8 protein-coding genes are annotated in these 13,306 nt (G+C 39.3%); 7 read left to right on the forward strand and 1 reads right to left on the reverse strand.

Annotated features, from left to right (window positions below; all coding sequences use genetic code 11):
• Positions 1 to 10: 10 nt before the first annotated feature.
• The 3 genes from DMO16_RS22230 to DMO16_RS22240 all read left to right on the forward strand — a co-directional run bounded on the left by DMO16_RS22230 (position 11) and on the right by DMO16_RS22240 (position 5,124).
• Positions 11 to 2,644, forward strand: coding sequence for a heavy metal translocating P-type ATPase (locus tag DMO16_RS22230; protein ID WP_129480082.1), 2,634 nt, complete (start codon positions 11 to 13; stop codon positions 2,642 to 2,644).
• Between the two features lie 1,238 nt (positions 2,645 to 3,882).
• A complete protein-coding gene (locus tag DMO16_RS22235) occupies positions 3,883 to 4,335 on the forward strand; it encodes a VOC family protein (RefSeq protein WP_129480083.1) in 453 nt (150 codons plus the stop codon).
• A gap of 417 nt (positions 4,336 to 4,752) precedes the next feature.
• Positions 4,753 to 5,124, forward strand: coding sequence for a cyclic-phosphate processing receiver domain-containing protein (locus tag DMO16_RS22240; protein ID WP_129480084.1), 372 nt, complete (start codon positions 4,753 to 4,755; stop codon positions 5,122 to 5,124).
• A 264-nt stretch (positions 5,125 to 5,388) separates the two neighbouring features.
• Here the strand turns inward: DMO16_RS22240 and DMO16_RS24695 are convergent, their stop codons facing one another.
• Positions 5,389 to 5,982 (reverse strand): hypothetical protein, encoded by a 594-nt coding sequence (locus DMO16_RS24695; RefSeq protein WP_206738154.1) that lies wholly within the window; start codon positions 5,980 to 5,982, stop codon positions 5,389 to 5,391.
• A 1,273-nt stretch (positions 5,983 to 7,255) separates the two neighbouring features.
• Between DMO16_RS24695 and DMO16_RS22255 the strand changes: the two genes are divergently transcribed.
• From DMO16_RS22255 to DMO16_RS22270, 4 genes are all read left to right on the forward strand, one after another.
• Positions 7,256 to 8,110: an STAS domain-containing protein gene (locus tag DMO16_RS22255; protein ID WP_164988995.1), complete on the forward strand. Its 855-nt coding sequence runs from the start codon at positions 7,256 to 7,258 to the stop codon at positions 8,108 to 8,110.
• Between the two features lie 1,165 nt (positions 8,111 to 9,275).
• Positions 9,276 to 10,049, forward strand: coding sequence for an FCD domain-containing protein (locus tag DMO16_RS22260; protein WP_164988996.1), 774 nt, complete (start codon positions 9,276 to 9,278; stop codon positions 10,047 to 10,049).
• A 323-nt stretch (positions 10,050 to 10,372) separates the two neighbouring features.
• A complete protein-coding gene (locus DMO16_RS22265) occupies positions 10,373 to 11,860 on the forward strand; it encodes a purine-cytosine permease family protein (protein ID WP_129480087.1) in 1,488 nt (495 codons plus the stop codon).
• An 80-nt stretch (positions 11,861 to 11,940) separates the two neighbouring features.
• Entirely contained in the window at positions 11,941 to 12,879 is a 939-nt protein-coding gene (locus DMO16_RS22270) for an acetamidase/formamidase family protein (RefSeq protein ID WP_129480088.1), read from the forward strand.
• Positions 12,880 to 13,306 lie beyond the last annotated feature (427 nt).

The raw sequence follows: 13,306 nt of genomic DNA on the forward strand, positions 1-13,306 counted from the left end.
GTGATTCAATATGTCAGACCAATGCTGCGGTTCTAATCATGAACCCAACAAAACAAAAAGCAGCTGTTGCTCCTCCAATCCAGTGAACGAGGAGGTGGCAGCAGCTTTAGAAAAAACAACAAGTTGTTGTTCATCTAAAACTAAGAAGCAGGAACAACCTGGACCTTCAGTAGTTAATGATTGTTGCTCAAGCACTGTACAGAAAGAAGGCATCGATAAAGTAAATACTTCAAGTTGTTGTTCGAGTCAACAACCAACAGAGGCTGTGGCTCAAGTGAAAGCAGCAAGCTGTTATTCTTCACCACAAAATGAATCAGATGCTACATCGCCTGCAGTTGGTGAAAAGTTGAGCTATCGAGTATATGGAATGGATTGCCCTTCCTGTGCCAAAACACTGGAGAAGGGGATCGGTTCGTTAAAAGATATACAAGAAGTCAAAGTAATGTACAGTACCTCAAAGATGGAAGTTGTCGCAGACAATCCTTCTGCTTTTGCACCGATAGAAAATGAAGTGAGGAAGCTCGGGTTTACTGCCGAACCAATGAACGAACGCAAAAATTTGAAAACATATACCGTTGAAGGCATGGATTGCGGTAGTTGTGCGAAGAGCATCCAAAATCATTTAAACAAAGTCTCGGGAGTGCAAAGCGTAAACGTCAATTTTTCCACAGGAAAAATGAAGATTGAACATACAAACAGTGCGGACGAAATCATGAAAGAAGTAACTAAAATTGGATTTTCTGCATCCCTGGATTCCAACCGTTCCATCGGTCAATCGGCTCCAAAGAACAATGAAAAAGGATTATTAATCCTTTCAGGGGTATTGATCGCGTTTGGCTTTGCAGGGTCCTATGCTGATGTGTCTCCCTTGATGTCCAATATTCTGTATGCCATCGCTATGATGATCAGCGGGTATAAACCTGTGAAAAGTGCATTCTATTCCATTAAAAGTCGCTCACTGGACATGAATGTCTTGATGTCAGCAGCCGCGTTTGGAGCAGCTTTTATTGGCCAATGGTTAGAAGGAGCAACAGTGGTATGGCTCTTTGCTTTAGGGAACCTTCTGCAGAATCGATCGATCGAGCAAACAAGGAATTCCATCCGAAATTTAATGGATCTTGCTCCACCTGAAGCCTGGGTCCAGGCGGGAACCGAATTGGTAAAAAAGCCCGTGGAAGACATTTCAATCGGTGACGTTATCATTGTTAAACCAGGTGACAAAATTCCGTTAGATGGAGAAGTCATAAAAGGAGAATCCAGTGTAAACCAAGCTCCAATCACGGGTGAATCCATCCCTGTGGATAAAGAAGCTGGGAATACGGTATATGCAGGAACCATTAACGAACATGGGACGCTTGAAATAAGAGTAACAAAGCTCGTTGAAGACACGACCATTGCAAAAATCATTCATTTGGTGGAAGAAGCCCAAGAACAAAAAGCTCCAACTCAAGCCTTTGTTGATAAGTTTGCCAATATCTATACACCGATTGTTTTTGTGATCGCGTTGCTTATCATGGTCCTTCCTCCGCTTATGACCCTTGGTTCGTGGGGAGAATGGTTCTATAAAGGTCTTGAATTACTCGTAATTGCCTGCCCTTGTGCATTGGTGATATCCACACCTGTTGCCATTGTTTCCGCGATTGGGAATGCAGCGAAAAATGGAATTCTGATTAAAGGTGGTACGTTCTTAGAAAAAGCAGGGGCCATTACAGCCATTGCTTTTGATAAAACAGGAACACTAACCGAGGGAAAACCGAAGGTATCTAACGTTGAAGTTTTAAACGGCAGCAAAGAGGATTTGTTATCCATTGCTTTTACGTTGGAAAATTTTTCGACTCATCCCATTGCCAAGGCCATCGTGGAATATGCGAAAACTGAACGAGTTTCCTCTAAAGACGGTGAACTCTATAAAAGCATTGTAGGCAAAGGCGTTCAGGCAAGGATTGACGGGATTACCTATTATGCAGGCAACCTTAGCTTATTCAATGACATTTCAGATTCACTTGACGATCGCTGCAATCAAAGGGTCTCAGAGTTACAGAATCAAGGAAAAACGGTGGTTATCATCGGTACGACAGAAAATGTCCTGGGGATTATCTCGGTGTCTGATACTATACGCGAATCAACTACTTCTTCCCTAAAATCATTACATGCAAGTGGTATTCGTGAAACGGTGATGCTTACAGGGGATAATGAGGGCACAGCAAATTTGATTGCTTTTGAAGCAAATGTCAGTCGTTACTATGCAGAATTGCTGCCTGAGGATAAAGTTTCTGCAATCAAAAAGCTCCAAAGCGAAGGGTATACGGTTGCAATGGTTGGTGATGGAATCAATGATGCACCAGCTCTTGCAGTCGCTGATCTAGGGATCGCCATGGGGGGAGCTGGTACAGATACGGCGATGGAAACGGCGGATATCGTACTGATGGCCGATAATCTGGATAAACTGCCGCACACGATGAAATTGAGCCAAAAGGCATTGGCGATCATTAAACAAAACATTTGGTTTTCCATCATCGTCAAATTAATCGCCTTAGGTCTAATCTTTCCAGGTTGGCTTACCCTCTGGATGGCCGTTTTAAGCGATACAGGAGCCGCTTTGATTGTTATCTTAAATGCTTTACGATTGTTAAAGGAAAAGTAAAAACCATTGATTCTGATGACTCAATGGTTTTTCTATTGAGTGACAATATGTCGATACATACCGTTCAACCCATTATCCCTTACTTTTCCTTTCATAAACTCTTATTGGATTTATTAGTGGTGCAGCTTACTGGATTTGGGTATTTCGATAATGTTAAACTTTAAAAAACACTATTTTTAATTCTACTTTCACGCGTGGTTGTAACCATCGGTATCAATCATCCTTTGAAGAAAACTTTACACAGTTACTATCTAAAGAAAGCAAGCCGCTAAGGAATTGCTTTGGAAAAAATATTCGTCTTAGCTCAGTATTGAAGAATTTTTATATTCTCGTAGAAATGAGGGTTAAAAAATGATGAATCAAATGCAAATGAGTGGATTATCGATGATGGCAATTTGCATAGTGGGTCTCTTACTATTTTTGTTTGTTCTTGTCGGAATTGTCTATGCTGTAATACGAGCAACTGTGAAAAAAAGAGTCAAGAAAATACTTCCATAAATATCCTTAGGACCAGTTATGCTAAAGGGGAAATTAATGAAGATGAATACAGAAAAAGGTTGTATATCAGTATGGATAAGTCTGTTCGATTTATTTTTTTATGAATTGATAAGCTTTATTAGTAATGAAGAACATCTAATTTTTGATAGCCAAAATCTCGACCAAAATCGGACCAAGATAATTTGAAAGATAAGAAATACTTTAAAAAGGGATAAATAAACAAAGCTGAAATTACAGCATTTTTGACATATTTTAAAAAGGAAAAAAAAGGGTGATATATGTTTCGTACACAAGTTCATCATTGGGAACCGCATCCATTTCGTTTTCGTGCCAATTTTGTGCCAACTGAATTTGAAAAGCATTGAAAAGGTTTAAAAATGGAAATAGGGAAAACCTTGATTTAACAAGGTTTATGCATCAATTGAATATGTTATGAAAGCCTTCATTAATCAAGTTCGAGATGGAGGGTGCAATCGGATAAATGATGAAAAGCCTTGGTATATAAGCAATATACCGAGGTTTTTTTTGTGTGTAAATTAGTGTCGTGCCAACTCGAATTTTTTTACTTTTTAAGTTTAATAAATCATCTTATTCAACAAACGGGCCATTTAATGGAGTGCAAGGCAGGATTATTTTGTGGAGAAGTAGAAGTTGTTTTTATCAAATAGCAACTACGGTTTTTTGTTTAGCAGGAATTTGCAACTTTGTAAATTCTTTTACACATAAGGAGATAAAAAGCTATGGAAAAAAACAAATTACTAAGAATGGACAATGTCAGCATTGTTGTAGAATCACTTGACGACGCAATCTCTTTTTTCGAGGAGATTGGCTTGAAACTCGAAGGGCGAGCCACTGTAGAAGGTGAATGGGCAGGTCGTGTTACCGGATTGAGTTCTCAGTGCGTAGAGATTGCTATGATGGTTACCCCAGATGGCCACAGCCGACTTGAACTTTCGCGATTTCTCACCCCACCTGCTATATCTGATCACCGGACTGCGCCAGTAAATGCCCTCGGTTACCTGCGTGTCATGTTCACCGTTGAAGACATTGACGAAATGGTATCCAGGCTCATTAAGCATGGTGCTCAGCTCGTTGGTGAAGTGGTTCAGTACGAGAACTCGTATCGGCTCTGCTACATTCGTGGAACCGAAGGACTTCTAATCGGTTTGGCGGAACAACTCGGTAACAAATAAGTAAATGAAGATTTAAGTGCTTAAAGAGGAGACCCCTAATTTGAAAAATTTATAATCTCAATATCAGAAGAGAACGAGGTAGATTTTGAGGACGAATAAATATTTCTACAACAATCGGGTGCGTTTATGGAAGATCCACAAATTAACATTCGAAGTTATTGGTTTCCTATTCTTCTATATTAGACGATTCAGACGTTTTTGGTCGCAATTCTTCGTATGTAAAAACATAGTTGTTCTTTTACCGGGCTTTTTCAGTTCGATACCGATTTTTTTATAAAAAATATGTCGGATAGTAGCTGTTAAATTCGAATATGTTATTTTGAGAACGGATCTATGATAAAATCAATACATAAAATCTATTTACTTGGGATTTTCGACTTTTCTTAGTCACCCCCTTTGTAAGAAAGGGAGTAAGAAATGAATAAAATCAGTGTTTTCTTAGATGACTATAGGATAGAACCTGAAGGTTATGTTTTAGCGGAGACGATTGACGAGTGTTTAGAGTTGCTGCGAAATTTTAACATCGAACATCTTTCTTTGGATCACGATTTATTAAATAAAAACAGGAATGGTTTAATGCTGGTTCAAATGATGGTGGATGAAAAACTATTTGCTAATCGCATAACCATTCATTCAGCAAATTCGGTTGGGGGCAAAGCGATGTTCAGATGTCTAAAACAGGCACAAAAAGATTCAATTCTTTCCCATTCTACCATTATATCTTTAAGACCACTGCCCCTGCATTTTTACCCGCCAAGGGTTCTGCAACATTATATAGACGTAATGTAAGTTAATACATTTTTTTAAAAATATAGGGTCAGGATAAAAGAACACTTAAATTACGAATAAAAGGGATAAAAGCCCAGGACTTTGAACCTGAGCTACCCCTTATCGTGTTCCTCATGTCGTATGCTAAACAACTCTTCCAATAGAGATAAAAACAAAAACGCCTTTCCACTTTTCGCAGAAAGACGCAGATGGTCAGCTATACAGTTAAAATGCCGATAAAAACCATTAGAATTATTTACACGCTGGCTGGCAATAAATACTCTCTTATCCTAATAATGAATTAAGCTCACCTAATAATGACTCTAATAATCCTAAGACTCCGTCTAATCCACCACTTAACAGGCCATCCCCATCAAGAAGGCCAGCTACTGCGCATAACAAATTCCCAAGCAAGTTACCAGCACCAGGAACAGCTGTAAGGTCAAGGTTAATTTCCGAAAGATCGAGCTGCAAGCCAAGCAAATCTAAAAAGATTGGACCGAGGTCAAGGTTCAAGAGATCACACTCTGGCTGTGCAAGGGCCGCCGAGCTCATCATGTCTCCTCCGCTTTCATTTAAAGTTGCCGGTACGTTTTGAAAGTTTTCTTTCACAGCAGTAGAAGAGCCATCTTTCTCAATAGCTTGTCCTTTAACAGAACCGCTCATTAGAAGCCCTTTCGCTTGATCATAAGACAGGTTGTTAATACTCAACATTCCTTTAAATGTGCCACCATTCTCAAGATCACCCGTGACCTTTATGTTTTTAAGCAACTTAGATCCAGTAGTTGAGGGTGAAGCAGCCTGAGAGTGAACTGGGGCAAGAGCAAAAGCACATAATAAAGCAATCACCAAAGCTGAGACAATAGAAATCCGTTTCATTAATCGTCCTCCTTCAAAGCTTGTTAGCGCTTACAAAAATCAACTTTGCCAGCCGTTTAGTGTGTTCCCTAACGCTGATAAGTAAAACATACTTTGTCAAAAATAATAGAAAACAGTCATTTAATACTATAATTATGCATAAAAATCAAGACAAAGACACAAATGTCCTACGTCATTGGTTGCATATTTGTAACTTTAAAGCGTTTGTGGATTAATGCGTGTTCGAAATGGTACGTAAGACTCAAAATCGTGTTCCTCACGGAGTGTAGGTTCGACCCCGACCACCGGTACCATTTTTACTTAATTTAACGCTATGCTATCAACGTTTCTAACCAAAATATCGTGTACATAAAATCGTGTTCGTACTCTGCGGTTTAATTTTGGTTCTTACGTAATTTTGGTGATTATTCACAGATGGTTTAGCTTAATTTTATTTTGCTTTTTTTAAATATCTTTATTATAGCTGATAAAGCATTCTCTTCCTTAAAAGAAGAACACCTGCACTTCCATACATCATTCTCTTTATTGTCTTTAAACGTTTGACTTGCCCTTCGAGAACACCACCATTACTGTAAGGAAGGAGAAACAATTGTTTTATAGCTTGCAGGTCACTTCTAAGCCTTACGGCATAGGAATAAAAGACATTTTTCCAATTCGTCAGTCTTTCTTTTAGCCAAACTAATAATAAAGAGTAATTTTGTTCTTTTATAGCCTGACGGAAACAGAAAATTATCGGAGAGAAATAAAGATGCGGACACTCGAAAAGGCAGCCGCTAAATATCCAGAGCCATCAATCCAGAAAGCTGGACCAGTGACCAGTTGGCTGATCATGCTATGGCTGAAAACTATGATTAATCCAATTACATCACCGGTATGAGAAACCGCAAGAGGAAAACTTGAGAAGCAGATTAAGAAACTGGAAGCCCAGGACGAACAATACGAGAGTGAGAGGGACCTTCATTTCTAATGGGGCGAAGAAAAGGAGGAAAGACCAGCAGAAAAAGAAATTGGTGTTTAATGGTCAAATGCTTATCCAATTGATTCAAAAGCTGGTTGGATCGATTGTTGATGTAAACATGTGCTGAAGCGAAGATACAAAGGTGAGGGCAAATATGATACGATATGAATCGTGTTGTTGTTTGCAGAACTTTTGGCCTGAGGGATTTCTCCTCGTTTAGGCATAGGAAACTCCATTTTTCAACATTACGTTACAAAAAACGGAAAATGATCGAACAATATAGGCTAGACTATGCTAGGTTTTAGGAGGAGTGTTATGTCAATAATCATTAATAATGAACCAACTACTTATCTTCAAAACATTAGTAGGCTGATATTAGAACAAAAAGAAACGTTATCCTATTCCATCCTGGAAGATGAGCGTTTTAACTATAAGCATGCAGGAAACAACAAAGACCGGCTTCAGCAGTTACGGCTTCAGTTGATCCAATTGTATGGGGAAACCATCCCGTTTCCTTTGAGCATAAGAGCTAAAAAACTTAAGGAATGGGGCAAGGATTATGCGGATATTTTTGTTTCATTGAATATTCCCCTTGACCATGCGATTGAAGAGGTTCATTTTTACCGCAACAAGATTGGTTACATCATAAAAGAAGCCGCAAAAAATGAGAGCTTGAATCTCGATATGTTTTACGAGATGATTTCCGGATTTGATCTCGTTGTGGATACTGCAGTACAAATGGTAAGTACTTCATATATGGAAAATTATATTTCCAACTTGAGAACCGCTGAGGTAGAGATTGATGAGTTATCCGTTCCAGTGGTTCTTCTTGGAGACGGAATAGGCATCTTACCCATGATTGGGGATATTGACACCAAACGAGCACAGATTCTCATGGACAATGCCTTAAAACGTTCGGTGGATCTCGGATTAAGCAACCTTATTCTGGATTTATCGGGAGTACCCATCATTGATACGATGGTGGCGCAAAAGATTTATCAGGTGATTAAGACGTTGAAGCTTATTGGTGTTGAGACCAAAATCAGCGGTTTGCGCCCAGAGCTTGCCCTTACCATGACGTCTCTCGGTGTCGAATTTAACGGGATCAAGACCTTTTCAAGCCTGCATCTCGCTCTGCAGCATCTTGGTTTCAAGCGAACCACCCACTGATAAATTAAACATAAAACATACTAAGATTAATAGCACAAACCACGGCCATGGTTTGTGCTACTATTTTTTTCAAGAGGTGAAGGTTAGGGCGAGTTTTGGTTTACATAATAATTTTAAAAATACATGATGATAGAGTAGTACACCTTATAAGGAAAATAATTTATAAAACCTTAATAAATCTTTAATATCCTTTAATTTAATCTGACCAAAATCGGACCAAAATAATTTGAAAAGATATAAAATATTTTAAAAACCAAAAAAGTATAAAAGCTGATTTTACAGCAATTTGAGCAAAAGAAAAAAAAGGGTGAGATATGTTCCGTACACAAGTTCATTATTGGGAACTCCATCTATATAGTTTCGTTGCCAATTTCGTGCCAACTTTATGCCAACTGTACCTGAAAAGCATTGAAATATTTTAAAAAACAAAACTGTAAAAACCTTGATTTAACAAGGTTTTTACATCAATTGAATATGTTATGAAAGCCTTCATTAATCAAGTTCGAGATGGAGGGCGCAATCGGTTAATATTAAGAAACCCTTGGTATATAAGGAATATACCAAGGGTTTTTCTTTGTGAGAATCGGTTCGTGCCGATTTGATTTTTTTTTACTAGCAGATATAAGAATCTTCTAGTTCAAAATATAATACAAAGGTAATTTTGTCACTATAAGAAAGCGCTCGCCGACGCAAGCTACTTGGAAAATTTTCAGTTCTAATTATCTGAATAGAAAAAATATACTGTTTTTGAATTGAAATGTTTAGATATAGATGCTATGATAAAGCGAAAAAATAATGAAAGCGCTTCCAAAAAATTACGAGGGGAAGAAGGTTGAAGAAGGTTTTTTGATGGAAGATAACGCAAGTGGTTACTTTTATATAAATGTAAAAGGATGTTAGATTTTCTGACATAAATCAACCTCTTTTTTGAATAATGCTTATACTTAGGGATAAGAGATGATTAACAGATTTTCTTTTTTTGAATATACCTCCTCATCACTGATGAGCATACATCGCAGACCCACTGCACCCGACTTAGGTCACATTTACTTTATACACAACTAGATACAAACTACATAATACTTAACTATGACAAGGAATACACATTTTTATTAACTCCTACTCATCAATGATGAGGAACATACTTATTAAGGGAGTGTTAGGTTTGATACAAGATGATATGAAAAGTACCGATTGGGTGGAAGTGAGCCAGTTTTCTTCAAAGGCTGAGACAATAGACTACTTAATTTTGAAATATTTACTGAAAACGAATGAGCCTATCGGATCCTGGGTGTTAAAAAGCATGCTCGAGGTTAAAAATATCAGCGTCAGCACGGCGACAATTGGCCGCTGTCTAAAAAGTCTGGATAGTAAAGGGTATACCGATCTTATTGGATCACAGGGCAGAGTGATTACTAAGAGGGGTGCCGATTATCTCAACCAGCTTTCAGAAAAAGTGCGAAGAGAGAAACTTCAAAAGAAAATGATGAAAGCTGCTCAACCGCAAAATCTTCAAGAACTACTTGATTTAATGGGCGCGAGAAAAGTGATCGAGTGTGAAACGGCGCGATTAGCAGCGAGCAGGGCAAATTCTGAAAATATTAAAGAGCTGGAGCGCATGGTTCAGATGCATGAAGATTGCTTGGATAACTGCAATGATCCAACCGCACCAGCTTTGGACTTTCATGGAAAAGTTGCCGAAGCGTCAAATATCCGATTCCTCATAGCTTCCATTGATATTTTGATGAATGAGGAATTGAAGCTGGAATCTCGATTTTTGGAGATTACGAGGGAACGAGCAATTGAGTACGCCCTGCATCACCGATTGATAGCAGAGGCAATTAAAAGGGGGGACGCGGATGAGGCTGAAAATCAAATGCGAATCCATATGGACGCCATGATAGCCGCATTAGATGGACTGAGAAAAGATGAGATATGAAGTTCTATTTTTATGCTCGTAAGCAGGAATAAATTGAAGGGGGTGATGTTGTAAGGACAAAATAGTAAGAAGGATAAATTGAATTTTTTTAGTAAACATCAGCTGAAATAAAAAAAATTGGCGGTTATGGGAAGTCAGAATGTCTACCAGTGGGTATGATGATGGTGGGAAGAATGAATGAGGACGATATGTGCTTCAATCGGCCCACGCCTATCAAATTATTAATTCGAGAACTCCGACAATCCGGTGACAGGGCAACTTAGATATACAACTTTGTAGTTCAATTCATCTAAGATGAAAAATTGACTAAAGGTGGGACGTGTATGAGTAAATGGAAAGAGTGGTTTCAGGGACCTCAGGATATAACCGAGGCGGAAGCCATAGAAGATTATGCGGTTGGACGGGTTCCTTCCAGATACCGATGGCCTATACCGGCCATCATCCTTGTTTTGTTAGGTAACTCCACCGCTATGTTCTTCTTCACATTTGGTGCTGAGATGGGATATACGGTCGGCTGGCCGACCATGTTAATTCCTCTTTTATACTTCTTTGTCGGGTCTACAATTATTGGTGCGTGTACCATGAAAATTGCTAGTAAAGAAGGTCTATCAATGAGTCTTCTTACAAGGGGGCTAGGGTTTGGGTATATGGGTTCTGCCGTGACCTCATTGATATACGCTGTAAACTATATCTTCTACTTTATTTTCGAAGGTACGATTGTGACCCACGCCATCGCAAATTATGCAGGTATTTCGATCAATTCATTTGGCGGCATTGCTATATTTGCTACACTTGGGTTCATTACCATCTGGTTTGTGTGGAAAGGCATGTCGTCCATGCAATTTTTGCAAACATGGGGTGTGCCCATTTTTCTTCTATTATTCCTTATTGGACTTTATCAGCTTTCCACGAATTATGACGTGGTGGGTGTGGTATCCTGGCTGCCAAAGAGTGACGTGACCGCCACCACCATGTGGATAGCGATGAACATGGCCAACGGCCAGCTTGTCTTCCAAGGCTTATTGGCGACGGATTATGGCCGTTTTGCCAAACCAAAAATCACATATAAAGGAACAGCAACCATTATGATTGGAATGCTAATCCCCATGTTTGCGGTTATTTTTTTGGGAGCCATGCTCGCTTATACCCTTTTCCCAGGGATTAAAGAAAACTCCTATGCATTAGCTGCGGATCCTGGTTTTGTGTTCCCGTTCGTAATGGGAATATTGGGAGTGGTATTTGCCATTGTTACGCAAATACGTATTAATGTTATGAATTTATACTCAGGTAGCCTTGCTTTATCAAATACCATGGATAGCATGTTTAACTACCGTCCTGGCCGCCAATGGTGGATGCTAACCGTCTGGTTATTCGGTGTCGTTTTTTATGCGATTAATGTTTTGCAATACATGAATACATTTCTGGCCATAACTGGTATTTTAACAAACACATGGGTCTTCATTATCCTTTCAGATTATTATGTTTGCAGAAAAGTATTTAGATTGGCACCTTCCGATTTCGTTGAGTACCGGCAGGAATATCTCCATTCATGGAACCCGGCGGGCATTATATCCTTGTCCGTAGCGGTGGTAATCGGGGCACTTGGTGTCTTTAACGTTTATCCGATCTATTATGCATCTTTTTGCGCAATGCTGATTGGCCCAGTGCTGCATGTCATTATCTCTGTCATGACAAAAGGGAAATATTATTTTTCAAGCTTTCCCACTGATGTTGATACCAGCTGGAGAACAAAAAGCCAGGCGCAGTCCGAGACGTTTACGATGAGTAAACAGAGTAGCAATGACATTTAAATTACTGGTTAAGGTTCATATTATTCAAAAACAATCATTTGCTGTCAAACTTATTAAAATACCAAGGAGGTTTTTAAAGGATGGAACAGATAAAAGAAACAATCCAACAAATCAAACAGCAGGGTGAACACAGTTACGTGTTTAGTAAGTACCTAGAGCCAATTGCACATGTAAAACCTGGGGAAACGGTGGAAATCTTCACAAAAGATGCGTTTGAGAACCGAATAACGAATGAAAATGATGTACCCTCCGAGATACTAGGGGATTATCTCAACCCTCAAACTGGTCCCATCTATGTAGAGGGAGCTCAGCCAGGAGATACTCTTGTGGCTCATATCATTGATATTGAACCAACCCGTGATTGGGCAGTGAGTGTGATGAAGGAGAATTTCGGTGGCTTGACAGCTACCGAACTCACACGAACGTTAAATGAACCTTTACCGGAAAAGGTATGGATTTATAAGCTACAAAACGGAATGTTACGGAACAATGACCGTTTGAATTTCCCTTGGCGTCCATTTTTGGGGACGATTGGGACAGCCCCGGAGATCGAAGCAATCTCTGCGTTGACACCATTTGACCATGGTGGAAATATGGATGTACCCGACACGAAACCAGGAAACAAAATATACCTCCCAGTACGCACTGAGGGTGCCTACTTCTTCACGGGAGACGTTCATGGGGGGCAAGGAGACGGCGAGCTGTGCGGCGTTGCTCTTGAAATTACAGCAAAGGTAACCATCAAATTTGAACTAATCAAAGGAAAAGCGATTAGATGGCCTCGCATTGAAAGCCCGACAGAATACATGGTTGTGGGAAGTGCCCGACCAATGGAGGATGCAGCCCGTATTGCATACTCGGAGCTCATTGATTGGATGGTAGAAATGGGCTGGGAGAAGTTTGAAGCGTATCAAGCCTTAACCCAGATTGGCAAGCTTCATGTAGGGAATATGGTAGATACATATTATTCTCTTGTTGCAAAAATTGATAAAAAATATGCCCAGTCTGAGTTAAAATAATCATGCCGCATATAGAAACAGCATAGATGTTGTTTAAGAGCCTCTCGAGGCTCTTTTTTTGTGGTGTTATTCTTTAATACTTGAATAGAAAGAACGTTGTTCTCGTTAGTGAAACGTTGCAGCTGCGTATGGACCTTGCGAAAAGAAACAGTCATTGAGAATGATAGGTCTCCTATTAGAAAGACTAGATAGACAGAAAAAGCTAATTAATTATAAAGATGTTGATTGATACCGTGTAATTAGGTAGCAGGGAGTCTGAAAATCAGCAAAAACGCCTACCCAATGGATATACGCTTATGATATATATTCAACGAAAGAAGGAATGCGTAACAAACCAGCCTTTGTATATTTCTGAACTTCACCTTGCATTTGATCTTGGGTTCCAAGTAAATGAATTTCTTGTTTTCATTAATTCTTGACACTGGCT

It is taken from the genome of Fictibacillus sp. S7 (assembly GCF_004127935.1).
Taxonomy (GTDB): Bacteria; Bacillota; Bacilli; order Bacillales; family Fictibacillaceae; genus Fictibacillus_C; species Fictibacillus_C enclensis.

Bases quoted from the DNA above. Each gene is read 5' to 3' on its own strand.
- DMO16_RS22230 (WP_129480082.1), top strand. From the start codon at position 11: ATGTCAGACCAATGCTGCGGTTCTAATCATGAACCCAACAAAACAAAA.
- DMO16_RS22240 (WP_129480084.1), top strand. From the start codon at position 4,753: ATGAATAAAATCAGTGTTTTCTTAGATGACTATAGGATAGAACCTGAA.
- DMO16_RS22255 (WP_164988995.1), top strand. From the start codon at position 7,256: ATGTCAATAATCATTAATAATGAACCAACTACTTATCTTCAAAACATT.
- DMO16_RS24695 (WP_206738154.1), bottom strand. From the start codon at position 5,982: ATGAAACGGATTTCTATTGTCTCAGCTTTGGTGATTGCTTTATTATGT.
- DMO16_RS22265 (WP_129480087.1), top strand. From the start codon at position 10,373: ATGAGTAAATGGAAAGAGTGGTTTCAGGGACCTCAGGATATAACCGAG.
- DMO16_RS22235 (WP_129480083.1), top strand. From the start codon at position 3,883: ATGGAAAAAAACAAATTACTAAGAATGGACAATGTCAGCATTGTTGTA.
- DMO16_RS22270 (WP_129480088.1), top strand. From the start codon at position 11,941: ATGGAACAGATAAAAGAAACAATCCAACAAATCAAACAGCAGGGTGAA.